Below are 23189 nucleotides of genomic sequence, written 5' to 3' on the forward strand. Positions count from 1 at the left end.
CCCGGATCAGCTCCCGCCGCATTCGTCGAGCAGTTCCCGGAACGCCTGGGCGACCGCCTCCGGGTACTCCATCATCGCCACGTGCCCGGCGTCGGGCAGTGTCAGCAGCCGCGAGTCGCGGAAGGCCGCGGACGCTCTGCGTGCCATCCGGTACGAGACGAGCTGGTCCCGTCCGCCGTACACGAGCAGGGTCGGTGCGAGCACCCGCTCGGCCTGGCGCCACAGCCCGTGCTGTCCGCCCAGTGTGTAGGCATCGACGATGCCCCGCGCCGAACGCGTCATGACGTCCCAGAAGTACGGCAGCTCCAGCCGTCTCTCCATCTCGGCCACCGCATGGCGGAAGGCTTCCTCGGAGATGCGCGCCGGATCGCCGTAACAGAGTGCCATGACACCGCGGGTGCGCTGCTCCGCTGTCCACTTCCGGGTGAGACGGGAGAACAGGGAAGCGACGCCCGGGAGTGCGAGCAGCCCGGTAGGCACGGCGGGCCGCTGCACCCGGATCTCGGGCAGGGCGGGCGAAATCAGCGTCAGGGTGCGCACCAGATCGGGGCGGACGGCCGCGACCCGGGTGGCAACGGCGCCACCCAGAGAATTACCGAAAAGGTGAACGGGGCCACGCCGTCCCGCGTCCAGCAGCCGGATCACGGCCCGCGCGTGTCCGGTGACGGAGTAGTTGCCGTCGTCCGGCGGCGGGGAGTCCCCGAAGCCGGGCAGATCGACCGCCTCCCCGTCGACCACGTCGGCCAGCATCGGCATCATGGCCGACCAGTTCTGGGACGAGCCGCCCAGCCCGTGCACATAGAGAGCGGGAGCGAGCCCCTCCGTCGCGCCCGGACGGGCACGGACAGTCAGCGTGAGGCCGGGCAGCGGGACGGAGCGGAGTTTCTCGCCCTCCGCAACCCTCACAGCACTGACCTTGGGAGCCACTGCGGCAGCGGCGGCGCGGATACCGGGCAGCTCGGTCGAAGACATGCGGCAATGTTACGAGACGATCACGCGCTGGTTCATGTGTTCGCCGTCACAGGCCGCATAGCGCCCCCGAAGGGTTGCTCCTAGGCTTCAAGGGAAGGAAGGGAGCCACTATGACGGTCGACCCGAGCGACCCGGAGACCTTCGAGGACCCCCAGCCCGACGAACCGGACCAGGAAACCCCCGAAGCCGACGCCGCCGAACAGCACGCCGACATCCGGCAGGACCGCGACGAACCGCTCACCGACATCGACCGGGACACGGCAAACGAGGCGGATACGGCCGAGCAGGCCCGCGTTGTCACACAAGATGAGGACGATTACCGCTAGTACGCCCCATATTGCGGCATTACCCGGCACATCTGTGGCTACCGCAGCAGTCCGGTCCGTGAAATTCTGCGTCCGCGCCGCGCGCACCCGGGTTACTCAAAAGTACGATGGCTGCACGGCGCAGCGTGTACTGAACGGCTGTGCTTGATCACAAATTTGGGAGGCGGCGTGACAGCCATCGAGCAGACAGAGGCAGCGCGCCCGCGGGGCACTCGCCTGCCCCGCCGTGCCCGACGCAATCAGCTGCTGGGCGCTGCGCAGGAGGTCTTTGTCGCGCAGGGCTACCACTCCGCCGCGATGGACGACATCGCCGAGCGGGCCGGTGTCAGCAAGCCGGTGCTCTATCAGCACTTCCCCGGCAAGCTGGAGCTCTACCTGGCCCTGCTCGACCAGCACTGCGAGTCGCTGCTCCAGGCGGTCCGCACGGCTCTCGCCTCCACGACGGACAACAAGCTGCGCGTGGCGGCGACCATGGACGCCTACTTCGCGTACGTGGAGGACGAGGGCGGCGCCTTCCGTCTGGTCTTCGAGTCCGACCTGACCAATGAGCCGGCGGTTCGCGAACGGGTCGACCGGGTCTCGCTGCAGTGCGCCGAGGCGATCTCCGACGTGATCGCCGGTGACACGGGCCTGTCCAAGGACGAGTCGATGCTGCTCGCGGTCGGCCTGGGCGGTGTCTCCCAGGTGGTGGCGCGCTACTGGCTCTCCAGCCGCTCCGGCATTCCGCGTGACACCGCGGTACAGCTGTTGACCTCGCTCGCCTGGCGGGGCATCGCGGGATTCCCGCTGCACGGCACCGATCAGCACTGAATCCTCTACGCGGCAGGCGCCGGTGTTCGCTGCGGGCGTTGCCGGTCGACCCGTGGTCGCTCCCTTCACCGGGCTAATGTGTGCTGCGTACGGCGCGGTTCACCGCGCAGAGACGGACCGTCGGAGGGACATAGCCGTGGAGGTCAAGATCGGGGTGCAGCACACGCCCCGGGAGATCGTTCTGGAGAGCGGGCTTTCCGCCGAAGAGGTCGAGAGCGCGGTCGGCGAGGCGCTCAGCGGCAAGGCGCAGCTGCTCAGCCTCACGGACGACAAGGGCCGCAAGGTTCTGGTGCCGGCCGACCGGATCGCGTACGTGGAGATCGGCGAGCCCAGCACCCGACGGGTGGGGTTCGGCGCGCTGTAGGTCGCGCGACCCGAAAGACAGCGGAAGAGGCCCGGCGGATGTTGTCCGCCGGGCCTCTTCCGCTGTCCCGTGTTCCTCCGTCCGGACGGTTTTACCGCCGGTTTCCCCCCGGAGGGGTTTCCCGGGTGGAGGAGGAGGGTTGCATTCCGCGGCCCCGGGTAATACCGCCTACGACCGATCTGCCCGCCGCGCAATCAAGCGAGGTGACCCTCTGTGCTCTGGGAATCCATCAGCTCCGTCGTACTCGGACTCGCGCTGTCCTGGGTCGCGCTCCGCCGGCTGCCCGGCCGGCTCCCGTCCCACCGTGTCGTGTTCGTCACGGGGGCGCTCGGTGCCCTGTTCGGGACGTATCTGACGCACTCGGCGCTGGGCTCCGGCCATGTTCTGGCGACACCGGTCGGCGCGGTGCTGGTCGGGGCGGTGACCCTGTCGCTGCTCATCCGCCCGCACGGCAGCCGGCCGGTCCGGTCCGCGGCGGTCCAGTAGGGGGCGTTCGTCAGGCGGCCAGGCCGAGTGCGGCCATCCGCTTGGTGTGGGCCTCGGTGATCCTGGAGAACATCCGGCCGACCTCGGCCAGGTCGAAGCCGCCCGCCACTCCGCCCACGAGCATCGTCGACAGGGCATCGCGGTCGGCGACGACCCGCTGGGCCTGGGACAGCGCCTCACCCATCAGCCGCCGGGCCCAGAGTGCGAGCCTGCCGCCCACGCGGGGTTCCGCCTCGATGGCGGCGCGCACCTTCTCGACCGCAAAATTGCCGTGTCCCGTGTCGTCGAGCACGGAGAGCACGAGGGAGCGGGTGTCCGTGTCGAGGCGGGCCGCGATCTCACGGTAGAAGTCGCTGGCGATCGAGTCTCCGACGTACGCCTTGACGAGACCCTCGAGCCAGTCCGACGGTGCGGTCTGCCGGTGGAAGTCGTCCAATGCCTTGGCGAACGGCTCCATGGCCGCCGTCGGCTCCTCGTCGATCGCGGTGAGCCGGTCCGTCAGCTGCTCGAAATGATGGAATTCGGCGGACGCCATCTTTGCCAGTGCCGCCTTGTCGCCGAGTGTCGGCGCGAGTTTGGCATCCTCGGCGAGCCGCTCGAAGGCCGCCAGTTCGCCATAGGCGAGTGCGCCCAGCAGATCCACGACTGCGGCACGGTACTGCGGGTCGGCGGACGCGGTGGCCCAGTCCTGGGCGGCGATCCCGGTGGGTGCGGGGGATTCCTCGGATGCTTCAGTGGCGTTGTCAGGCGTCTCCATGGAGCGCAGAATAGCCCGCCCGCGGGAGGACGGAAGGGCCTGGTCAGCCGGAGACATCACACCGTTCCGATGAATTCGCCCAACACACATGCGCGAATCCGGGGTACAGTGGTATTGCGCTTACTGAGCATTTGCTGTGCCAGGAGCGCGCCCTTGAATGAGGATGCCCGGTCGGTGGCCCGATCGGCTCCGACCCGACAGCCCTCCACGCGGTATGTGCGACACGTACGACCGCAGATGAGGGGCCCCCTCAGCGGCACGAGCGCTCGAGCGACGGCAGTGGTCCCGCGCCACCCGGCCCATCCACGGCCGGATGACCAACCCCGGCACGGTACGACCCCCAGCGTTCGCCTCGGACCGCGTCTCACAGAAGAGGCAGCACCCTGACTACGTTCCGCGACCTCGGAATCCTTACCGAGACGGCCGAAGCCCTTGAGGCTGTCGGCATCATGTCCCCGTTCCCCATCCAGGAGATGACGCTCCCTGTAGCGCTCTCCGGCTCGGACGTCATCGGCCAGGCCAAGACCGGCACCGGCAAGACGCTCGGTTTCGGTCTGCCGCTCCTGGAGCGCGTGACCGTCCCCGCCGACGTCGAGGCGGGCCGGGCGGCGCCCGAGAAGCTCACCGACGCGCCGCAGGCTCTCATCGTCGTCCCCACCCGCGAGCTGTGCCAGCAGGTCACCAACGACCTGCTCACCGCCGGCAAGGTCCGTAACGTCCGCGTTCTCGCGATCTACGGCGGCCGGGCGTACGAGCCCCAGGTCGAGGCCCTCAAGAAGGGCGTCGATGTGATCGTCGGCACCCCGGGCCGACTGCTCGACCTGGCGGGCCAGCGCAAGCTCGACCTCTCGCACATCCGCGTCCTCGTCCTCGACGAGGCCGACGAGATGCTCGACCTGGGCTTCCTGCCCGATGTCGAGCGCATCATCACCATGCTGCCGCCGAAGCGCCAGACCATGCTGTTCTCGGCCACCATGCCGGGCGCTGTCATCTCTCTCGCGCGCCGCTACATGTCGCAGCCGACGCACATCAACGCCACGTCGCCCGACGACGAGGGCACCACGGTCAAGAACACGGCGCAGCATGTCTACCGTGCGCACAACATGGACAAGCCGGAGATGCTCTCCCGCATCCTCCAGGCCAACGGGCGCGGACTGGCCATGGTCTTCTGCCGTACGAAGCGCACCGCCGCCGACATCGCGGACCAGCTGGAGAAGCGCGGTTTCGCGTCCGGCGCGGTCCACGGCGACCTCGGCCAGGGCGCCCGTGAGCAGGCGCTGCGAGCGTTCCGCAACGGCAAGGTGGACGTCCTTGTCTGCACCGACGTCGCAGCTCGCGGTATCGATGTCGAGGGTGTGACCCATGTCATCAACTACCAGTCGCCGGAGGACGAGAAGACGTACCTCCACCGCATCGGCCGTACCGGCCGCGCGGGCGCCAAGGGCATCGCGATCACGCTGGTCGACTGGGACGACATCCCGCGCTGGCAGCTGATCAACAAGGCTCTGGACCTGAAGTTCCCGGACCCGGCCGAGACGTACTCCACCTCGCCGCACCTGTACGAGGAGCTCGACATCCCCGCGGGCACCAAGGGTGTCCTGCCGCGGACCGAGCGGACCCGTGCGGGTCTGCGGGCCGAAGAGGTCGAGGACCTCGGCGAGACGGGCGGCCGCGGTCGCAAGTCCTCCGCGGCCGTCTCCGCCCCCGCCCCCCGTGAGGAGCGTGCCCCGCGCACTCCGCGTCAGCGTCGTCGCACCCGGGCCGGCACCGCCGAGGAAGGCGCCGTCACGGTCACCGTGCCCGCGCCGTCCACGGAGGCCGGTGACGAGCAGACGGAGCCGCGCACCCCGCGCCGCCGCCGCCGTGCCCGCGTCGGCGCCCCGGAGGGCGTCGGGGAGTCCGCGGTGGCCGTGGCCGAGGCTCCGGCCGCGCCTGTTGTCGTCGAGGCCGCACCCGTGGCCGAGGCGGAGCCGGCGGCCGACACGCAGCCGCGCCGCCGCCGTACCCGGGCCACCGCCGCGAAGCCGGTCGCCGAGACGGTGTCGGTGACCCCGGTCGCCGAGACCGTGGTCGACTTCCAGACCGTGGCCGTGGCCGCACCGGTGGCGGAGCCCGTGGCGACCAAGCCGCGCCGCCGCGCCCGTGTCGTCAGGCCGGTCGTCGACGAGGTCGACTTCCAGATCGCTCCGGTCTCCGAGCCCGTGTCCGACACCAAGTCCCGTCGTCGGCCCCGTGCCGCCGCCAAGCCGAAGACCGAGGCGGTGGCCGCGACTGCGGCCGCCACCGAGGACGCCGCGGAGACGAAGCCGCGCCGTCGCCGGCCGCGCGCCGCGGTGAAGGCGGAGGCCACCGTCGCCGAGACCGTGGTGAGCGGTACCGCGTCCGAGGACGAGGCACCCGCGAAGCCGCGCCGTCGTCGTGCACGCGCGACAACGGCCGTCGCCGAGGCAGCGACGACCGAAGGCTGATCACTTCGGCCCGTCCGTACGGCCCCGGTTCCCGCACTGCGGGAACCGGGGCCGTACGCCTTTCCCGGGCGCCGTACCGCCCCCGGCGATAACCTCACCCCATGAGCAGGCCGCCCACCTTCACCCCGCCCCCCTGTGCCCGTGCCCGCATGCTGCGTACCGCGCGCGGGGACTTCGCCGTGCTGGATGCCGCACCGCCGGACGGGGCGCACTCCACCGCCCTTCTGCTGCCCGGGTACACCGGCAGCAAGGAGGACTTCATCGCCCTGCTCGAACCCCTTGCCGATGCCGGGTTCCGGGTGGTCTCCATCGATGGCCGCGGCCAGTTCGAGACCGAGGGGACGGACCGTCAGGAGTCTTATGCCCAGGCCGAGTTGGCCCGCGATGTGCTGGCCCAGGCCGCCGCGCTCGACGGCCCCGACGGCACCCCGGCAACCGGCGGCATCCATCTGCTCGGGCACTCCCTGGGCGGCCAGATCGCCCGTGCCGCGGTGCTCCTCGACGCCTCGCCGTTCCGTTCACTGACCCTGATGTCGTCCGGGCCGGCCGAGATCGTTCCTGCCCAGCAGAAGAAGGCGCAGCTGCTCAGCGACGCCCTGGTCCGCTGGAGCATGGCCGACGTCTGGCAGGCCATGCGCGCCCTCGATCCGCCCGAGGACGCGAACACCGGGGACAGCGAGGACCTGCGCCGCCGCTGGATGCGCCACCATCCCGCGCAGCTGATCGCCACGGGCGCCCAGCTCTCGGCCGAGCCGGACCGGGTGGCCGAGCTCGCCGCCCTCTCCCTGCCCGTGCACGTGGTGTCGGGCGAGAGCGACGACGTCTGGCCCGTACCGCTGCTGGACGGCATGGCGCAGCGGCTTGGTGCCCGGCGCACCGTGATCGAGGGAGCCGAGCACTCCCCCAACACGGCCCGGCCGCTGGAGACGGCGGCAGCCCTCGTCTCGTTCTGGGACGGCCTGCGAGCCGCCGGCCCGGCCCGCTGACCACACCCGGGGTGTTCCCGGGGCGGACCTGCTCCGCCCCGGGAACCACCACCAGGTCAGCTCACCGTGCTGAAGGACTTCCATCCGGTACCGATCTTGACGCCGGACCGGACACCACCGGTGCCGTTCCCGTCGTAGCGGTACAGGTCGCCGCCCGTGGTACGGGCGACGATGTCGTCCGTAGCGTCTGCGGTGAGGTCTCCGATGCCGACAATGTCGGCCATGCCGTTCCATCCGGTACCGATCTTGACGCCGGACCGGACACCACCGGTGCCGTTCCCGTCGTAGCGGTAGAGGTCGCCGGTGGTGGTGCGGGCGAGGAGGTCACCGATCCCGTCCTTGTTGAGATCACCGGCCCCCACGATCGTCAGGGACTTCCAGCCGGTTCCGATCCTTCCCACCCGCGTGAGCTTCCCCGCCTCGGTTCCGGCGTACATGTACAGGTCCCCGGTCGAGATCTGGCGCGCGATCAGGTCGGGGCGCCCGTCACCGCGAGGTCTCCGGAGTAGGAGAAGCCGTCGAAGCCGTTCCAGCCCGTCCCACCTGGACGGACGGCGACACCGGGGTGACGACGTCTGCGCAGTCCGGTGTGTAGCGGTGCAGCGCCCCTGCACTGTCGCGTACGAGCGTGTCGTTGCATCCGTCGGCGTCGAGGTCACCGAACGGGATGAGGGTGGAGGTGGTGGGCCACGTACCGCCGTCGGCCTTGGCGGAGACGACGTGGGACGCGTTCCCCTTGTAGACGATCAGTCCGCCTGCGGAGGTCCGGGCGTAGAGGTCGGGGAAGCCGTCCGCGCCGGCGTAGTCCCTGCGTGTGGCCAAAGGCGCGGCGGCCTTCAGCCCGGTGCCCGCCGTCCACAGCTGGTCGTCCTGTGCCCAGACGGCCGTCGCGTCGCCGTCGGGACCGACGGCGACCGCTCCTTCCGCGTAGTCGGACGGGGCCTTGCTGAGCTCCGTGGCCGGTGTCCAGACGCCGTCGGTGCGGGCGGCGGCGAAGAAGACCCGGCCGCTGTTCTCCGCTGTCGTGTCGTCCTGCACCCAGCCCACCTGGACGGTGCCGTCGGCGCCGATGTTCGCGTCGAACTGCTCGGGCACATACGCGCTGGACAGCGTCCGGACATCGGACCAGATACCGGTCGCGGCGGTGCTGGTGGCGGTGCGGACCCCGTATACGTCGGTGTAGTCGACCCATACGAGGGTGACGTCACCGTTCGGTCCGACGAGCGTGTCCGTGAGCTGGGCCGAGTCCCCCACCGCGGACGTGTGGAGCGCACCCCACTCACTGTTGCCCGCCGGTCTGACCGCCGAGGCGATACCGGTCCCCTCGGCACCCTCCTTGTGCAGGACCCAGGCCACGGCCGTGGTCCCGTCCGCCCCTCGGGAGAGGAACGGTGCACCGCCTTCGGCAGGCGCGGAGAGCTCCGCAGGGGTGCTCCATCCGGTGGCATCGGCGGCCTTGCTGACGGTCTTCACCGTGGTGCCCGCCTCGACGCTGTGCGCCCAGGCGACGGTGACAGCGCCGTCGGCGGAGACAACGGCCTGCGGCCAGAAGGCGTCGGCGGCGACCAGTACAGCCGGCGCCGACCATCCCCCGTCGGGGCCGGAGCGCTCGGAGACGTGGAGCAGGCTGTTACGGCCGTCGCTCTTGCGCCACACGGCCACGCTCTTGCCGGAAGGGCTGCCCGCGAAGGCGACCTCGCCGATCAAGGTGTCGGTCGCGATGTCCGTCGGCGCGGTCCATGATGTGGCCCCCTTGCCGAGGGTCGCCGTGCGCAGTGCGGAACCGCTCCCCAGACTGTTCACCCACGTGACGGTGGCCGAACCGTCCGGGGACGTCACGAGCGAGACGCTCTCCCGCCCTTCCGGCAGGACGTCCAGCACCGTGGTGAAACCCCACTCGGCGCCCGCCGCCGGGCGGACGGCGACACTCAGGTCCAGCTGACGGGTGACAGGGTCGGTCCGGTACCAGAGGGCGACGACGCTGCCGTCCGACGTGGTCCGTACATCGATGACGTTGACGATCTCCTGCGCGCCGGTCAGCGCCGTCGGCTCGCTCCACGGCCCGGACTGGGCGGCTACAGCCGCAGGTGCGGTCGCCAGCACCGTTGCGGCCGTGGTGCCCAGGCCGACCATCCCCAAGGCCAGCGTGGGTACCAGTGCAGCGGTGATGATTCTGTGATTCCTGCTCAACTCGGGCCCTCCCCCTCGCACATGTGTGCGTGAGATTAACTGACCCACCGTTGCATGCACTCGGCATATTCACTGTTCGGGCAGACAGCTCCCCACCGGCGTCCGCCCGGCTCGCCGCTGCGGCCGGCCCGGGGCCGGGGAACCGTCAATACTGCGCCTGCAGGTGCTGCCAGAAGCCGTCGCGCAGTGCTCGCCGCAGATGGGCGTGGCCGCGCAGCGAGTGCTGGAGCAGCCGCTCGGCCTCGACGAGCAGGTCCTGGTCGACGGAGCCCGGCAGATAGGGGTGCCCCGGCAACAGGTCGGCGAGGGATTCGCGGCCGCGCGAGGAGAGCCAGGTGGCGGCGATCTGCGCGCCGACGAAGCGGACGTCCTCACGGGCCGGTGCCGGGCTGTCGTCCTCGTACATCGTGACGGAGCGCCGGGTCACGTACGGGCGGCAGAAGTCGAGGTCGAAGGTGCGCTGGCTGTCGACCTCCCAGAGCAGCGGCTCGGCCTGGTTGCGTCCTTCGCCGGCCTCGATGCCCCAGAGGTGGACGCGGGCCCCGTAGCCCTGTGCCGCCTCGACGGCCGAGACCAGGTCCTCGTCGCCGCCGACAAGTGCCGCGTCACTGATGGCCCGGTGCCTGGCCAGTGACTCGAGGTCGGTCCGGATGAGCGAGTCGACGCCCTTCTGCTGGTTGTTGGCGTTGAGGTTGCCGAGCCTGACCTTGACGTCGGGGAGCTCCGCGATGGACTGCTGCTCGACGGTGTGGATCCGGCGCCTGGCTCCGTCGTACCAGTAGACGCGCAGCAGCCTGCTGTCCGCGAAGATCGTGCGGGCCTTGTCGATGAAGGCCTCGATCAGCCCTTCCGCGTCGAGATCGAAGGAGCGGCGGTCCTCGGTACCGGTGACGAGCAGCCCGGCCGCGGCGTAGACATAGCCCGCGTCCACGAAGATCGCGTGGGTCGAGGGCGTCTTGGACACCTCGGCGAGCACGCGCTGGAGCAGCTCGTTGGTGCGGTCCAGCTGCTCGCGGATGCCCGGTCCTTCGTCCGGCTGCGTGTCCGCGTGGTTCATGCGGTCCTCATTGTCTGCGCATGCTCAGTTACTGAAGGGTACTTAGACATCCAAAAAATTTCCTTAGCGTAGGGAATGTTTGTAGAGGGCAAGCCGTTGTACCCCCTGTGGAGCGCGAGACGCAGACGCCTTGCGCTCTTCATCCTTGCGGACGGCCAGCCCGTCCTCCCAGTAGTTCTCCAGCAGGAGGATCAGACGAAGGGAAGCCATATGCGCTTCGAGATCATGCGACTCGACGATGTCGACGGTACCGCCGTGGACAGCACCGTCGTGGACGCCGCCTCCGTCAACCGGATCGTGCAGCAGGCTGCGGCAATAGGCCAGCGCATCTACATCCGGCCGGCCGACAGCTCGGCTTCGTAACGCCTTACACCGCTTTGCGCCGTTGAAGAGAAGCGCCCCCGCACGGAAGGTCTGTGCGGGGGCGCTGTGCTGTCCGGGTGCGTCAGGAGTTCTGGATGACCTGGGTGACCCCGTTGATGATCTGCTGGACGGCGATGGCCGAGAGCATCATTCCGGCGAGCCGGGTCACCAGCACCACGCCGCCGTCCTTGATCACACGGATGATCAGCAGCGAATAGCGCATGGTCACCCAGAGCACGACGTGCATGGCGATGATCGCCGACCAGACCGAGAGCTGACCGGCCGCGTCGTCCGCGTGCTGCACCGCCAGAATCACCGACACGATGGCGCCGGGCCCGGCGAGCAGCGGCATCCCCAACGGGACGAGAGCCACGTTGACGTCCTTGGTCTGCGTCGGCTCGTCCGTCTTGCCGGTGAGCAGGTCCAGCGCGATCAGCAGCAGGAGCAGCCCGCCCGCGATCATCAGCGCGGGGACGGAGACATGCAGGTAGTCGAGGATCTGCTGACCGAGCAGACCGAAGACGGCGATCACCCCGAAGGCGACCGCGACCGCCTGAAGGGCCATCCTGCGCTGCACCTTGGCGGGGCGGCCCGCGGTGAGGGCCAGGAAGATCGGGGTGATTCCGGGGGGATCCATAATCACAAAAAGGGTGAGAAAAAGGGATCCGAAGACAGCGACGTCGAACACAGTGAGCCTTGCGAGAGAAGAGCGGGCTGAACAGGGGTGCGCATGTCCGGGGCCGCGAGGACGGCCGGGCGCTGCGAGGGGGCGACGGGGTGCCGCCGGAAACGGGAGTGAGGAGCGCGCGGGAGGCGCGTTACGCCCGGTGGGCTCCACCAGCTCCCGGCACCGGGAAGGCTCCCGTGGCGCGCCGGGTGATCTCGCCGTAGATCTCGGGATCGGTGGTGTACTCCCCGATCTGTACGGTCTTGCGGGTGCCGTGGTAGTCGCTGGACCCGGTGGGCAGCAGCCCCAGGTCGCCCGCGAGGCCGCGCAGCCGGGCCCTGGTGGGCTCGTCGTGGTCCATGTGGTCCACCTCGATGCCGTCGAGCCCCGCGGCTGCCAGACGGGCGATCGCCGCCTCGGGCACCACGGCGCCGCGCTTGACGGCGAGTGGGTGGGCGAAGACCGTGACGCCGCCCGCGGCCTTGACCAGCCGGATCGCGTCGAACGGGTCGAGTTCGTGCTTCTCGGCGTAGGCGCGTCCACCGTTCGCGAGCCAGGCGGGCGTGAAGGCGTCGGAGACCGTTTCGACGACGCCCAGATCCACCAGCGCGGTGGCGATGTGGGGACGGCCGACGGAGCCGTCGCCGGCGATCCGCGCGACCTGGTCCCAGGTGACCGGTACGCCGAGTTCCCGGAGCTTGGCCACCATGGTCTGCGCGCGCGGCACCCGGTCGTCCCGTACGAGCTCGCGCTCGCGCGCCAGTTCGGGCTCGGAGGGGTCGAAGAGGTACGCCAGCATGTGCAGGCCGATGCCGTCGATGCGGCAGGAGAGCTCGGCGCCCGTGACGAGTGTGAGGCCCTCGGGGAGAGCGGCGGCCGCTTCCGCGTGTCCGCCCACGGTGTCGTGGTCGGTGAGGGCGACGACATCCAGGCCCGCCGCTGCGGCGTGGGCCACCAGCTCGGCGGGGGTGTCCGTGCCGTCCGACGCGGTGGAGTGGGTGTGCAGATCGATGCGCACGACGCGTACTCCACAGCTGGCGGCGGACAGGGGGACGCTCAAGGATAACCGCCGGGCGTGACGCCCCCGGCCGCCGTCGCCGCGGCCCCGGTCAGGGCGGCGTGAGCAGTCGGGGCGTGAGCGCCCCGCACGGCAAAAGGTCCACCTCCGCACCGGCATCGCGCAGATCGGTCAGCACCAGTTCGTCGTACATCAGGAGCCCGGACTGTTCGGGCCAGATGATCGCCCAGAGCCACAGGCCGCGCGCCTCTCCCGCGAAGACCGCCCGGTCGTCCGGGGCGTCCTTGACGTGCCAGAGCGGGGTGGGCCGTCCCGCGGCGAGCACCTTGGCGTCCGGTGCGCCCTCGACACCGAATCCCTCGCCGGGGTCGAGGCCCTCGATGCCGGCGTAACGCGCACCGAGACCGACGCCGAGCTCCTCGGCGACGAGGAGCAGCTCACCCAGGCCTCCGAGCGGACCGGGGCCCGAGCAGGCCACCGCGGTCGCCCGGCCGCCGCTGCGGTCGTCCCCGGCGTACGCCACGCCCGTGAACAGCCAGCCCACCGGGAGCGGCCAGGGCATCCACACCGGAACCTGAGCCCTGTGCACCACCACGCCGAGCGCCTCGACACTGGGTGGGATCACCGGCTGCATCGGGTGCACGTGACCGTGCATCGGGCACTGCCAGGAATCGGCGAACAGACCGGGCGCCCTGACCCGGCCACCGCACTTCGGGCAACTGGGTTCGCCCCTCATAGGGACCAACGGTCCTCCCCGGTCGTCGCCGCGTCAAGGACGATCACCCGTCCGCAGCGCGGCGGGCCCGTGCGCCCGATCAGTCCAGGGGCACGGAGGAACGCAGGGGGTCACGCAGATCCGTCCCCTGGGACAGCCAGCGCTCCTGGAGTTCCTGCGCCCCTCTGACCCGCTTCCAGGCGGCCTCGTTGTGGGTCATCGGCAGCAGCGGAAGAAAGCACACGGGATCCATCGGCTCGTCCAGCTCCAGGTCCTCGACCAGGCCGCCCGGCTCGGCGACCAGTACGGAACTGAACGGCGCCCCCGACCACAGCGGTTGACCGAGGTCCAACGACGCGCCCGGGGTCACGATCAACCCCTCGACCTGTGGGGAGGCGGCCAGCACCGCAAGCGGTCGCAGCACCTGGTCGGTGTCGGCGAGTCCGGCCCGTACCGACAGGATCAGTTCCGCGCGCGGGCCCTTGATCGGGTCGGCGAGGGGCGAAGTGGGGTCGGCCATCGGCTGGGCGGACATGCCGAGCGTGGCGTAGCGCACCACGTCGCCGTCGATGAAGCGGAGCACCTCGATACGGTCCGTGCCGAGGAACGTCACATCGGCGCGTGCGTCCGGTTCGCCCAGGGCCGTACGGAGCCGGGCCTCGACCAGAGCAAGAATTTCTCCCATGCCGCGAGCATAGAACGCGTTTCGAACGGGCAAAGGTACGGATCGGCCCCGGGGCGGCTGATAGCCTGGGCCGTCGGCCGGGACAGCACGCAGAAGCGTCGCTCTCAGTCCCGGCACACGTGATCCCCCACGGGGGACCGGCCGGAGGAGGTGGGGCTGCGGTGGATCCAAGTCGACCGTGCAGTACCAACCGTTCTTCCGCACGACGCCTACCTTCTGCGATCTGACGCCCTCCCAGGACGTACTCGCGGCAGTTCGCGCAACGGAAGAGCCCCTCGTTTTTGCCTGTCTGTAGCGAACGCCGTCATCGCGCCTGCGCGGTGCCGCCCGCTTTGCGGACGTGAGCGCACGTCCCCATTCCGGGCTGTTCCACGCCCCCGCCGACGGCCCTCCGTGAAGGAGTCAGCCATGTCGATGATCCGCGACCTGCGCGCCGCCGTGCGCCCGTCCCTGCGCAAGAGCAACACCCCGTACAACAGCTACGACACCACCCGCGACCCGACCGTCTCCAGCGCTGTCGTCGACTGCGCGGTCTACCGGGGCGGACGCCGGCTCGCGGCCGACGCCTGCCAGACCCCGCACGAGGCGATGCTGCGCGTGCGCGAGGACGGCGGCTTCGCCTGGATCGGCCTGCATGAGCCGACCGAGGAGGAATTCGCCGGTATCGCACGGGAGTTCGGGCTCCACCCGCTCGCCGTCGAGGACGCCGTCCACGCCCACCAGCGGCCCAAGCTGGAGCGCTACGACGACACGCTGTTCACCGTCTTCAAGACCATCCATTACGTCGAGCACGCCGAACTGACCGCGACCAGCGAGGTCGTCGAGACCGGTGAGGTGATGTGCTTCACCGGACGGGACTTCGTCATCACCGTCCGGCACGGCGGACAGGGCTCGCTGCGCGCCCTGCGCCACCGGCTCCAGGACGACCCGGAGCTGCTCGCCAAAGGCCCGTCCGCCGTCCTGCACTCCATCGCCGACCATGTGGTCGACGGGTACATCGCGGTGGCCGCTTCGGTGCAGGACGACATCGACGAGGTGGAGATCGATGTGTTCTCCACTCCGGCGAAGGGCGCTCCGCGCGGTTCGGACGCGGGCCGGATCTACCAGCTGAAGCGTGAGGTGCTGGAGTTCAAGCGCGCCGTGTCGCCACTGCTGCGGCCCATGCAGTTGCTGAGCGAGCGCCCGATGCGCCTGATCGATCCCGACATCCAGAAGTACTTCCGCGACGTGGCCGACCACCTCGCCCGCGTGCACGAAGAGGTCATCGGCTTCGACGAGCTGCTCAACTCGATCCTGCAGGCCAATCTGGCGCAGGCGACGGTGACGCAGAACGAGGACATGCGCAAGATCACGTCCTGGGCCGCCATCATCGCCGTACCGACGATGATCTGCGGCGTGTACGGCATGAACTTCGAGCACATGCCCGAGTTGAAGTGGACGTACGGCTATCCGGTGGTGATGGGCGTCATCGGAGTCGTCTGCTTCACCATCCACCGCAGCCTCAAGCGCAACGGCTGGCTCTAATAGAGTTCGGGCATGACTGCTGCTGACGTGTTGCTGGGCCGGGCTCTCGTCGAAGAGGCCACCAAGAAGTCCGGCCTGATCTGGGTGCGGGGCACAGGCCCCGCCCGGGCGCTGTGGCACGTCTGGCACGAGGCCGCGGCCCTGCTCGTCGGTGACGGCCCCGGGGAGCAGCCGCTCCCCGAGGGTCTGGTCGCCGGCGGCGCCGCCGAAGTGACCGTGCGCAGCAAGGACAAGGGCGGCAGGCTCGTCACCTGGACCGCCGCGGTCACCGTGCTGGAACCGCACTCCGAGGAGTGGGAGGCCGGGGTCGCCGAGCTCAAGGGCAAGCGGCTGAACGCCCCGGACGCCGAACAGATGACGGATCGATGGGCGCGTGAGTGCCGGGTGGTACGGCTGACGCCGGGCACCTCCCGTACGGAGCTGCCGGACGGCTCCCTGGCCGCGGCACCACTGCCCACCGGGGCGACCACACGGCAGCCCGCGCCCGCCGCGCTTCCCCGGCTGCTGCTGAAGCGCCGCAGGAAGAGCTGACCGACCGCGACCGTCGGCCCGAAGCCGACCGCCGGAGGCCGTCGGCCGGGGAAAAGCCGACGGACGGGGACGCGCTCAGCCGGAGGACTTGGGGAGCTGGCCGCCGTAGTCGACGGTGGCGTTCTCGGGCGGCGCCTCCAGCCTGAAGGTCTTGCCCCAGTCGGAGAGGGTGACGATGCCGCCGCCCCCGCCACGCGCCACACGCAGCGGATACGGCGTGCCCTTCAGGGAGACGTCGAGGGCGCCGCCCTCACCCTTTCCGCCCATGATCTGCACGGTGCGTACCCCGTCGATCGTGCCGCGGTCGCCCTTGTTGATCTTCCCGTGCAGCGCGAGCACCCCGTCGAGCAGGGTCTTCTTCTCCGTGAAGCCACGCAGTTGCTTGTAGGTCGGGTCGTCCTGCGGGACCTTCACGTACTTGCCCTGCAGCTTGTCGGCAGCGGCCTGGTCGCCCTCGTCGTCACTGTCGCTGTCGCTCTTGTCCTCGTGGTTCCAGAAGCCCGCGTCTGCCTTGAGGTAGAGCTCGTCACCGATCCGCAGCAATGCGAACGTGCTCTGCCTCGAAGTGACCGATCCGGTGCCGCCATCGGCGCTGAGCTGCATGTTCAGGGTGTACGTACCCCCCTTGCTGACCAGCTTTCCGGCGAGCCGCACCGCATCCGAGGCATCCGCGGCGGCCCGTGCCTTCTTGTCGATCTGCGCCGCGGTCAGCTTGCCGACGCCGTTGGTCCCCTTGTCCGGATCCTCTCCGGCGCAGGCCGTGAGCACGGTGGTGAGTCCCGCACAGAGCACCACGGCGAGAGCGGTCCGGCGACGGGCCCGGACGGCCGGGGCGGAAGAGGTCACGGGCGCACTGCCTCTCGTCTGTGTGTCGGGGGATGGCAGACGGCAGCGTACCTGTGCCGCGTACGCCTTTCGGCAGAGCTCCGTACGGACGGTCCGCCGGGGCGCACCGTCGCGGTACGGGCTAGCCTGATCACACAAAGGAGGACGTGAGGGACTTCAGGGAGGCGCACAGGATGGCAGCAGGCGCTCCCAGGGTCTTCGTCTCGCACCTCTCCGGTGTGCCGGTCTTCGACCCCAATGGCGACCAGGTCGGCCGGGTCCGTGATCTGGTGGCCATGCTGCGCGTCGGCGGCAAACCGCCGCGGCTGCTCGGGATGGTCGTCGAGGTCGTGAGCCGGCGTCGGATCTTCCTGCCGATGATCCGGGTGACAGGGGTCGAATCGGGTCAGGTCATCACCACCGGCGTGGTCAACATGCGGCGCTTCGAACAGCGCCCGACCGAGCGACTCGTTCTCGGTGAGATTCTTGACCGGCGGGTGCACCTGGTGGATACGGACGAGGAGGTCACCGTCCTCGATGTCGCGATCCAGCAGCTGCCCGCCCGCCGCGACTGGGAGATCGACAAGTTCTTCGTACGCAAGGGGCGCGGCGGCGCGCTGCGCCGCCGGGGCGAGACGCTGACCGTGGAGTGGTCGGCGATCAGCGGCTTCTCGCTGGACGAGCACGGCCAGGGGGCCGAGAGTCTGGTCGCCACCTTCGAACGGCTGCGCCCGACCGATGTCGCCAACGCCCTGCACCATCTGTCGCCCAAGCGCCGGGCCGAGGTCGCCGCCGCCCTGGATGACGACCGGCTCGCCGACGTCCTCGAGGAGCTCCCCGAGGACGACCAGGTGGAGATCATCGGCAAGCTCAAGGAGGACCGCGCGGCGGACGTCCTGGAGGCGATGGACCCGGACGACGCGGCCGACCTGCTCTCGGAGCTGCCGGAGGCGGACAAGGAACGGCTGCTGGCACTCATGCGGCCGGACGACGCCGCCGACGTACGGCGCCTGATGTCGTACGAGGAGCGGACCGCGGGCGGTCTGATGACGACGGAGCCGATCATCCTGCGCCCCGACGCGACGGTCGCGGACGCGCTGGCCAGGGTCCGTCAGCAGGATCTCTCGCCGGCGCTGGCCGCACAGGTGTACGTCTGCAGGTCCCCTGACGAGACCCCGACCGGCAAGTACCTGGGCACCGTGCACTTCCAGCGGCTGCTGCGCGATCCGCCGTTCACGCTGGTCAGCTCGCTCGTCGACAGCGATCTCGTACCTCTGACGCCGGACACCCCGCTGCCGGCCGTGACCAGTTATCTGGCCGCGTACAACATGGTCTCCGTTCCCGTGGTGGACGAGAGCGGGTCGCTGCTGGGGGCGGTGACCGTCGACGACGTGCTCGACCACCTGCTGCCCGAGGACTGGCGCGAGACCGACTTCCAGGGCGAGGAGGGGATCGCCGATGCCCGGTGAGGACCGCCCGAGGGCTGCGTCGACCGGCGCATCGGGCATCGTGCGCCCGCCGCGGCCCCGGCTCGACCAGCCGAAGGCCCCGCGGCGCCGACTGCTGCCGGAGTACGACCCCGAGGCATTCGGCCGGTTCTCCGAGCGCATCGCCAGGTTCCTGGGCACCGGACGGTTCATCGTCTGGATGACGCTGATCATCATCCTGTGGGTGGTGTGGAACATCTTCGCGCCGAACGAATTTCGGTTCGATCAGTACCCGTTCATCTTCCTGACCCTGATGCTGTCCCTCCAGGCCTCGTACGCGGCCCCACTGATCCTTCTCGCGCAGAACCGCCAGGACGACCGCGACCGGGTGACCCACGAGCAGGACCGCAAGCAGAACGAGCGGTCGATCGCGGACACCGAGTACCTCACCCGGGAGATCGCGGCGCTCCGGATGGGTCTCGGTGAGGTCGCCACCCGGGACTGGATCCGCTCGGAGCTGGAGGCCATGGTGAAGGACATGGAGGAGCGCCGGGTGCTGTTCCATGGCGAGAGTGACGAAGGCGACCGCTGAGGGGCTACCCGCGCGTAGGCACCTGCGCCGTACCATCGTCGGTATGGCTACGGAAGACGCGGTGCGTGAAGCACTGGCGACAGTGAACGACCCGGAGATCCACCGACCGATCACCGAGCTGGGCATGGTGAAATCGGTCGAAATCGATCCTGACGGTGTGGTCGCTGTCACCGTGTACCTCACGGTTTCCGGCTGCCCGATGCGAGAGACGATCACCAAGAACGTGACCGACGCGGTGGCCCGCGTCGAGGGCGTGTCGCGCGTCGAGGTCACTCTCGACGTGATGAGCGACGAACAGCGCAAGGAGCTCGCCTCCTCGCTGCGCGGCGGCACGGCGGAACGCGAGGTTCCGTTCGCCAAGCCCGGCTCGCTGACCCGGGTCTATGCGGTGGCGTCCGGCAAGGGCGGCGTCGGCAAGTCCTCGGTGACGGTGAACCTCGCTGCGGCGCTGGCGGCCGACGGACTCAAGGTCGGTGTGGTGGACGCGGACATCTACGGGCACAGCGTGCCCCGGATGCTCGGTGCGGACGGCAAGCCCACCCAGGTCGAGAACATGATCATGCCGCCGTCCGCGCACGGCGTGAAGGTGATCTCCATCGGCATGTTCACCCCGGGCAACGCCCCGGTGGTGTGGCGCGGGCCCATGCTGCACCGCGCGCTGCAGCAGTTCCTCGCCGATGTGTACTGGGGCGACCTGGACATCCTCCTGCTCGACCTGCCGCCGGGCACCGGCGACATCGCGATCTCCGTGGCACAGCTCGTACCGAATGCCGAGATCCTCGTCGTCACGACCCCTCAGCAGGCCGCGGCCGAGGTTGCCGAGCGGGCCGGCTCCATCGCCGTGCAGACCCACCAGAAGATCGTCGGCGTCGTCGAGAACATGTCGGGGATGCCGTGCCCGCACTGCGACGAGATCGTCGACGTGTTCGGCTCGGGAGGCGGCGCGCGGGTCGCCGAGGGGCTGACGAAGACGGTGGGCGCCGAGGTACCGGTCCTGGGTACCATCCCGATCGACGTACGCCTGCGTGAGGGCGGCGACGAGGGCAGGCCCGTCGTGCTGTCCGACCCGGACTCCCCGGCCGGCGCCGCGCTGCGGTCCATCGCGGACAAGCTGAGCGGCCGTCAGCGCGGCCTGTCCGGCATGTCGCTGGGACTCACCCCGCGCAACAAGTTCTGAGCGGTGTACGGGTAAGGGGCAGCACCTCCTCGGAGGTGCTGCCCCTTACTGCTGTCGCCTCGGCGCTGTCGCCCTACGGCTGTTCGCTCAGTTGTCGTACGCGGTGATGTCGCCGACCACGGCGAAGCCCAGGCCGTAGGCGCTCATCCCGCGTCCGTACGCCCCGATGTGCACCCCGCCGGGCGCCGAACCCGCGAGCACCCAGCCGAACTCGGACTCGCGATAGTGGAATTCCACCGGAACGCCGTCCACCGGGAGGGAGAGCGTCGACCAGGGTGCCCGGCCCAGGTCGTCGGCGAGTTCGAACGCGGTCTCGGTCTGCTGGTTCAGCCATTCGTTGCGCAGGGTGTGGTCCATCTGCGGCGGCCAGGTGTGGGCCAGCAGGCCGGAATCGGCCAGCCAGGCCGCCGAGGACACCGTGATGGCGTCCAGCACCCCTGTGCCGTCACTGCTGCGCCGTACCGGGCCGCCGGCAACCGTCACGACCACCGCGAAGCGCGCCTTCTCGGCGCCCGCGTCGGTCCGCACCACCGGCTCCTCGCCGTGCCCGGTGGAACCGTGCTGCACCGTGCCGTCCGCTGCGGCGGCGACCTGCATCAGCCAGCGCGGACCGGTGAAGGCCCCGTCCAGTCCGTACCACGGGAACGGCGCCGCGAGATAGCCGTCGACAATACGCCGGGCCGCCGACACCCCCTCTGCGGTGACTGTGCTGGGCGCACCATCCGCCCCTACCCGACTCGTCGTCTCCACTGCCCGGCCGCCTCCTCGATCTGTCAATGATCCGGAGCGGCCCTCCCCCCCTCGGGCATGGGCAACCTCGCAACCGGACAGATGGAGAATAGCCATACCGTCCGGAGGAGTCGGGATTGACCGGTCTCAGGTGGCGTCTGCGTCGAAGGGCGGACGCTCGTCCTTCACGGGCTGCGCGGGCTTCTTGAGCAAGTCGGGCGCCGAGCCGGAACCCGCCGCCGCGCCGGCGGCGGACGCCGCCGCAGCACCGGTGGCGGATGCGGAGGGGGCGCTCTCACGGCCGTTCACCGCGTCGGTGACATCGGCCATTTCCTTGCGCAGGTCGAAGCTTTCGCGGATCTCCTTGAGCCCCAGGTCGTCGTTGCCGTCCATGAGCTGCTTGCGGACGAACGTCTTGGGGTTGAGATCCTCGAACTCGAAGTCCTTGAACTGCGGGCCGAGCTCCGAGCGGATGTCTTCCTTGGCGCTGTCCGAGAACTCACGGATCTTGCGGATGGTGCGTGTGACGTCCTGGATGACCTTCGGCAGTTTCTCCGGGCCGAATACGAGCACGGCAAGAACCACGAGCGTCAGGAGCTCGAGTGCGCCTATGTCATTGAACACCTTGCTGCTCCTCGTGTTCTCCGCGGTTCTCCGCCACCAGGTCGTCAGGGGCCCGGACCGGCTCCACGGTACCCGGCGAAGCTGTCCGGGCGGTACCTGCCGGTGGCCGTCAGGTGCCGCTTGCCGAGCCGAGCGTCAAAGTCATGGACAGGTCTTTGCCACCACGGGTCAGCCGGAGGTCGAGCCGGTCACCGGGCCGGTGGGCACGGATCTTGACGATCAGTTCCTCGCCGCTGTGCACGCGCCCGCCCTCCACTTCGGTGATGATGTCGCCCTGCTCGATGCCGGCCTTGTCAGCGGGACCGTCCGCGGTGACCGCCGACCCGCCGTCCGCGCCCTTCCCTCCGACCTTGGCCCCGTCGCCGGTGAACTTCATGTCCAGCGTGACGCCGATCACCGGGTGAGTGGCCTTGCCCGTGTTGATCAGCTCCTCGGCGACGCGCTTGCCCTGGTTGATCGGTATCGCGAAGCCGAGGCCGATGGAGCCGGACTGCCCGCCGTCGAGGCCGGAGCCGCTGTCGGCGCCGCGGATGGCGCTGTTGATGCCGATGACACGGGCCTCGGAGTCGACGAGCGGGCCGCCGGAGTTTCCGGGGTTGATCGGAGCGTCGGTCTGCAGTGCGTCGACATAGCTGACGTCCGTGCCGTCACCCTTTTCGCCGCCCGCGGTGATGGGCCGCTGCTTGGCGCTGATGATGCCGGCGGTGACCGTGTTGGACAGGTCGAAGGGGGCGCCGATGGCCACCACCGGATCGCCGACCTGCACGTTGTCGGAGTTTCCGAGCGGCAGGGGCTTGAGGCCCGAGACGCCGGTCACCTTGACGACCGCCAGGTCGTAGCCGCTGTCCTTGCCGACGATCTCGGCAGGCGCGGTCTCTCCCCCGCTGAAGGTGACGGTGATGTCCCCGGTGGAACCCGCGGGGGCGACCACGTGGTTGTTGGTGAGGATGTGGCCCTTGTTGTCGAGTACGAAGCCGGTGCCCGTACCGGACTCGGCGGAGCCGCTGACGTGCAGCGTCACCACGCTGGGCAGCGCGCTGGAGGCGATGCCCGCGACGCTGTCCGGCGCCCTGCCTCCGCCGTCCCGGCCGGCCTGCGGGAGCTCGACCGTGGTCAGGCCCCCGTTGCGCTCGGCATAGGCGCCGATCCCGCCGCCTATCCCGCCGGCGACGAGAGCGAGCAGCGCGGCACCGATCAGGACGGATCCACGGCGTCGCCTGCGGGGCCGCGGGTCGGACCCGAGGAGCGGGCCGGCGGGCGGGCCGGCGGGCGGGCCGGGGTGGCTGAGTGGCTGCTGGGGCGCACCCCACGGGTCGTAGCGCAGCCATTGCGAGCTCTGCTGCCGAGGCTCGTGCTGGACGGGGTGGGGCTGCTGCGGCTGCGGGGGTGCGCTGTGGTGATGCTGCTGCGGCACCGCATGGGGCAGGGGCGGGAGCGGGGCTGCGTACGCCTCGCCGGGAACCTGGCCGACGGGGGCCGGTGTGGGAACGGGTACGGGTGCCGGGGCGTGGACGGCCGTCCCCTGCCCGTTCGTCCCCGCGTAGGGCGGGGGCACCGGGGTCCCGTGGGCGGGGGTCGGCACCGGCCGCTGCACGGGCGGCGCCGGCGCCCACGGCCCCGGGCCTCCGTAGGGCGGGGTGCTGTACTCGTCGGGAGCGTGCAGCGGCTGTACGCGCGGGGCGGGCGGGAGCGGCTCCGCGACCGGCTCAGCGGGCGGAGGGGCGGGCTGTACAGCTGTGTCGGACGCCGGCTCCGCTGCCGAGGTCACTTCGTGAACTGCCGTGTCCTCGGCAGACGTCGAGTCCTCCGGCTCGGCAGGGACGGTATGTCCCGTCGAGGGACGGCTCCACCACTTCGCCTTCGGCCCGCTGGGCTTCCCGTCGTCCATGCTCTCCC

25 protein-coding genes are annotated in these 23189 nt (G+C 70.1%); 12 read left to right on the forward strand and 13 right to left on the reverse strand.

Annotation, left to right across the window (positions count from 1 at the left end):
• Window positions 1-6: 6 nt before the first annotated feature.
• Window positions 7-972 (reverse strand): alpha/beta fold hydrolase, encoded by a 966-nt coding sequence (locus ACFWBQ_RS31140; protein WP_385503792.1) that lies wholly within the window; start codon window positions 970-972, stop codon window positions 7-9.
• A 110-nt stretch (window positions 973-1082) separates the two neighbouring features.
• Between ACFWBQ_RS31140 and ACFWBQ_RS31145 the strand changes: the two genes are divergently transcribed.
• From ACFWBQ_RS31145 to ACFWBQ_RS31160, 4 genes are all read left to right on the forward strand, one after another.
• A complete protein-coding gene (locus ACFWBQ_RS31145; protein WP_385503796.1) occupies window positions 1083-1298 on the forward strand; it encodes a hypothetical protein in 216 nt (71 codons plus the stop codon).
• Between the two features lie 168 nt (window positions 1299-1466).
• Complete coding sequence (locus ACFWBQ_RS31150) at window positions 1467-2108, forward strand: TetR/AcrR family transcriptional regulator (protein WP_385503799.1); 642 nt, start codon at window positions 1467-1469, stop codon at window positions 2106-2108.
• A 136-nt stretch (window positions 2109-2244) separates the two neighbouring features.
• Complete coding sequence (locus ACFWBQ_RS31155) at window positions 2245-2472, forward strand: DUF3107 domain-containing protein (protein ID WP_056793994.1); 228 nt, start codon at window positions 2245-2247, stop codon at window positions 2470-2472.
• A gap of 213 nt (window positions 2473-2685) precedes the next feature.
• The gene (locus ACFWBQ_RS31160) at window positions 2686-2958 is read left to right on the forward strand and encodes a hypothetical protein (RefSeq protein ID WP_385503803.1); all 273 of its coding nucleotides are present in this window, start codon (window positions 2686-2688) and stop codon (window positions 2956-2958) included.
• Between the two features lie 10 nt (window positions 2959-2968).
• On the opposite strand, the gene ACFWBQ_RS31165 is transcribed toward ACFWBQ_RS31160, so the two are convergent.
• The gene (locus ACFWBQ_RS31165; RefSeq protein ID WP_385503806.1) at window positions 2969-3715 is read right to left on the reverse strand and encodes a ferritin-like fold-containing protein; all 747 of its coding nucleotides are present in this window, start codon (window positions 3713-3715) and stop codon (window positions 2969-2971) included.
• Between the two features lie 473 nt (window positions 3716-4188).
• Here ACFWBQ_RS31165 and ACFWBQ_RS31170 point away from each other — a divergent pair, with 473 nt between their 5' ends.
• Window positions 4189-6183: a DEAD/DEAH box helicase gene (locus ACFWBQ_RS31170; RefSeq protein ID WP_385503810.1), complete on the forward strand. Its 1995-nt coding sequence runs from the start codon at window positions 4189-4191 to the stop codon at window positions 6181-6183.
• Window positions 6184-6284: 101 nt separating this feature from the next.
• Entirely contained in the window at window positions 6285-7169 is an 885-nt protein-coding gene (locus tag ACFWBQ_RS31175) for an alpha/beta fold hydrolase (RefSeq protein WP_385503815.1), read from the forward strand.
• Between the two features lie 56 nt (window positions 7170-7225).
• Here ACFWBQ_RS31175 and ACFWBQ_RS31180 read toward each other — a convergent pair whose 3' ends face one another.
• The 3 genes from ACFWBQ_RS31180 to ACFWBQ_RS31190 all read right to left on the reverse strand — a co-directional run bounded on the left by ACFWBQ_RS31180 (window position 7226) and on the right by ACFWBQ_RS31190 (window position 10416).
• Complete coding sequence (locus tag ACFWBQ_RS31180) at window positions 7226-7606, reverse strand: FG-GAP repeat domain-containing protein (RefSeq protein WP_385503823.1); 381 nt, start codon at window positions 7604-7606, stop codon at window positions 7226-7228.
• A 49-nt stretch (window positions 7607-7655) separates the two neighbouring features.
• The gene (locus tag ACFWBQ_RS31185) at window positions 7656-9359 is read right to left on the reverse strand and encodes a hypothetical protein (protein WP_385503828.1); all 1704 of its coding nucleotides are present in this window, start codon (window positions 9357-9359) and stop codon (window positions 7656-7658) included.
• 145 nt (window positions 9360-9504) lie between these two features.
• Window positions 9505-10416: an NYN domain-containing protein gene (locus tag ACFWBQ_RS31190; RefSeq protein ID WP_385503833.1), complete on the reverse strand. Its 912-nt coding sequence runs from the start codon at window positions 10414-10416 to the stop codon at window positions 9505-9507.
• A gap of 210 nt (window positions 10417-10626) precedes the next feature.
• Between ACFWBQ_RS31190 and ACFWBQ_RS31195 the strand changes: the two genes are divergently transcribed.
• On the forward strand, window positions 10627-10779 hold the full coding sequence (locus tag ACFWBQ_RS31195) for a hypothetical protein (RefSeq protein WP_093692475.1): 153 nt from the start codon (window positions 10627-10629) through the stop codon (window positions 10777-10779).
• An 82-nt stretch (window positions 10780-10861) separates the two neighbouring features.
• Here ACFWBQ_RS31195 and ACFWBQ_RS31200 read toward each other — a convergent pair whose 3' ends face one another.
• The 4 genes from ACFWBQ_RS31200 to ACFWBQ_RS31215 all read right to left on the reverse strand — a co-directional run bounded on the left by ACFWBQ_RS31200 (window position 10862) and on the right by ACFWBQ_RS31215 (window position 13864).
• Complete coding sequence (locus tag ACFWBQ_RS31200) at window positions 10862-11467, reverse strand: MarC family protein (protein WP_329207670.1); 606 nt, start codon at window positions 11465-11467, stop codon at window positions 10862-10864.
• A 130-nt stretch (window positions 11468-11597) separates the two neighbouring features.
• Complete coding sequence (locus ACFWBQ_RS31205; protein ID WP_385503841.1) at window positions 11598-12464, reverse strand: PHP domain-containing protein; 867 nt, start codon at window positions 12462-12464, stop codon at window positions 11598-11600.
• A gap of 91 nt (window positions 12465-12555) precedes the next feature.
• Window positions 12556-13200, reverse strand: coding sequence for a DUF6758 family protein (locus ACFWBQ_RS31210; RefSeq protein ID WP_385503844.1), 645 nt, complete (start codon window positions 13198-13200; stop codon window positions 12556-12558).
• Between the two features lie 79 nt (window positions 13201-13279).
• Complete coding sequence (locus ACFWBQ_RS31215) at window positions 13280-13864, reverse strand: suppressor of fused domain protein (RefSeq protein WP_385503848.1); 585 nt, start codon at window positions 13862-13864, stop codon at window positions 13280-13282.
• Between the two features lie 408 nt (window positions 13865-14272).
• On the opposite strand from ACFWBQ_RS31215, the gene ACFWBQ_RS31220 reads away from it, so the two are divergent.
• Complete coding sequence (locus ACFWBQ_RS31220) at window positions 14273-15388, forward strand: magnesium and cobalt transport protein CorA (protein WP_385503850.1); 1116 nt, start codon at window positions 14273-14275, stop codon at window positions 15386-15388.
• Window positions 15389-15400: 12 nt separating this feature from the next.
• Window positions 15401-15919: a hypothetical protein gene (locus ACFWBQ_RS31225; protein WP_385503852.1), complete on the forward strand. Its 519-nt coding sequence runs from the start codon at window positions 15401-15403 to the stop codon at window positions 15917-15919.
• A gap of 75 nt (window positions 15920-15994) precedes the next feature.
• On the opposite strand, the gene ACFWBQ_RS31230 is transcribed toward ACFWBQ_RS31225, so the two are convergent.
• Window positions 15995-16765: a hypothetical protein gene (locus ACFWBQ_RS31230; protein WP_385503856.1), complete on the reverse strand. Its 771-nt coding sequence runs from the start codon at window positions 16763-16765 to the stop codon at window positions 15995-15997.
• Between the two features lie 173 nt (window positions 16766-16938).
• Between ACFWBQ_RS31230 and ACFWBQ_RS31235 the strand changes: the two genes are divergently transcribed.
• The 3 genes from ACFWBQ_RS31235 to ACFWBQ_RS31245 are packed head-to-tail and all read left to right on the forward strand — an operon-like array spanning window position 16939 to window position 19940.
• Window positions 16939-18213 carry a magnesium transporter MgtE N-terminal domain-containing protein gene (locus ACFWBQ_RS31235; RefSeq protein ID WP_385503858.1) on the forward strand — a complete coding sequence of 425 codons (1275 nt, stop codon included), beginning with the start codon at window positions 16939-16941 and terminating at the stop codon, window positions 18211-18213.
• Window positions 18203-18763 carry a DUF1003 domain-containing protein gene (locus tag ACFWBQ_RS31240; protein ID WP_385503860.1) on the forward strand — a complete coding sequence of 187 codons (561 nt, stop codon included), beginning with the start codon at window positions 18203-18205 and terminating at the stop codon, window positions 18761-18763. Before ACFWBQ_RS31235 ends, ACFWBQ_RS31240 begins: the two co-directional genes overlap by 11 nt.
• A gap of 43 nt (window positions 18764-18806) precedes the next feature.
• Entirely contained in the window at window positions 18807-19940 is a 1134-nt protein-coding gene (locus ACFWBQ_RS31245) for an Mrp/NBP35 family ATP-binding protein (RefSeq protein ID WP_385503861.1), read from the forward strand.
• A gap of 87 nt (window positions 19941-20027) precedes the next feature.
• On the opposite strand, the gene ACFWBQ_RS31250 is transcribed toward ACFWBQ_RS31245, so the two are convergent.
• The 3 genes from ACFWBQ_RS31250 to ACFWBQ_RS31260 all read right to left on the reverse strand — a co-directional run bounded on the left by ACFWBQ_RS31250 (window position 20028) and on the right by ACFWBQ_RS31260 (window position 23181).
• On the reverse strand, window positions 20028-20690 hold the full coding sequence (locus tag ACFWBQ_RS31250) for a hypothetical protein (RefSeq protein WP_385503863.1): 663 nt from the start codon (window positions 20688-20690) through the stop codon (window positions 20028-20030).
• 126 nt (window positions 20691-20816) lie between these two features.
• The gene (locus tag ACFWBQ_RS31255; RefSeq protein WP_385503865.1) at window positions 20817-21293 is read right to left on the reverse strand and encodes a sec-independent translocase; all 477 of its coding nucleotides are present in this window, start codon (window positions 21291-21293) and stop codon (window positions 20817-20819) included.
• A 109-nt stretch (window positions 21294-21402) separates the two neighbouring features.
• Window positions 21403-23181: a S1C family serine protease gene (locus ACFWBQ_RS31260; RefSeq protein ID WP_385503868.1), complete on the reverse strand. Its 1779-nt coding sequence runs from the start codon at window positions 23179-23181 to the stop codon at window positions 21403-21405.
• Between the last annotated feature and the right edge of the window lie 8 nt (window positions 23182-23189).

It is taken from the genome of Streptomyces sp. NPDC060035, from assembly GCF_042736635.1.
In the GTDB taxonomy this organism is placed as follows: domain Bacteria; phylum Actinomycetota; class Actinomycetes; order Streptomycetales; family Streptomycetaceae; genus Streptomyces.

Coding starts and splice junctions, on each gene's coding strand:
- ACFWBQ_RS31175 (WP_385503815.1), top strand. CDS start 6,285: ATGAGCAGGCCGCCCACCTTCACCCCGCCCCCCTGTGCCCGTGCCCGC.
- ACFWBQ_RS31165 (WP_385503806.1), bottom strand. CDS start 3,715: ATGGAGACGCCTGACAACGCCACTGAAGCATCCGAGGAATCCCCCGCA.
- ACFWBQ_RS31170 (WP_385503810.1), top strand. CDS start 4,189: ATGACGCTCCCTGTAGCGCTCTCCGGCTCGGACGTCATCGGCCAGGCC.
- ACFWBQ_RS31180 (WP_385503823.1), bottom strand. CDS start 7,606: ATGTACGCCGGAACCGAGGCGGGGAAGCTCACGCGGGTGGGAAGGATC.
- ACFWBQ_RS31225 (WP_385503852.1), top strand. CDS start 15,401: ATGACTGCTGCTGACGTGTTGCTGGGCCGGGCTCTCGTCGAAGAGGCC.
- ACFWBQ_RS31145 (WP_385503796.1), top strand. CDS start 1,083: ATGACGGTCGACCCGAGCGACCCGGAGACCTTCGAGGACCCCCAGCCC.
- ACFWBQ_RS31245 (WP_385503861.1), top strand. CDS start 18,807: ATGGCTACGGAAGACGCGGTGCGTGAAGCACTGGCGACAGTGAACGAC.
- ACFWBQ_RS31190 (WP_385503833.1), bottom strand. CDS start 10,416: ATGAACCACGCGGACACGCAGCCGGACGAAGGACCGGGCATCCGCGAG.
- ACFWBQ_RS31220 (WP_385503850.1), top strand. CDS start 14,273: ATGTCGATGATCCGCGACCTGCGCGCCGCCGTGCGCCCGTCCCTGCGC.
- ACFWBQ_RS31195 (WP_093692475.1), top strand. CDS start 10,627: ATGCGCTTCGAGATCATGCGACTCGACGATGTCGACGGTACCGCCGTG.
- ACFWBQ_RS31210 (WP_385503844.1), bottom strand. CDS start 13,200: ATGAGGGGCGAACCCAGTTGCCCGAAGTGCGGTGGCCGGGTCAGGGCG.
- ACFWBQ_RS31235 (WP_385503858.1), top strand. CDS start 16,939: ATGGCAGCAGGCGCTCCCAGGGTCTTCGTCTCGCACCTCTCCGGTGTG.
- ACFWBQ_RS31140 (WP_385503792.1), bottom strand. CDS start 972: ATGTCTTCGACCGAGCTGCCCGGTATCCGCGCCGCCGCTGCCGCAGTG.
- ACFWBQ_RS31215 (WP_385503848.1), bottom strand. CDS start 13,864: ATGGGAGAAATTCTTGCTCTGGTCGAGGCCCGGCTCCGTACGGCCCTG.
- ACFWBQ_RS31260 (WP_385503868.1), bottom strand. CDS start 23,181: ATGGACGACGGGAAGCCCAGCGGGCCGAAGGCGAAGTGGTGGAGCCGT.
- ACFWBQ_RS31240 (WP_385503860.1), top strand. CDS start 18,203: ATGCCCGGTGAGGACCGCCCGAGGGCTGCGTCGACCGGCGCATCGGGC.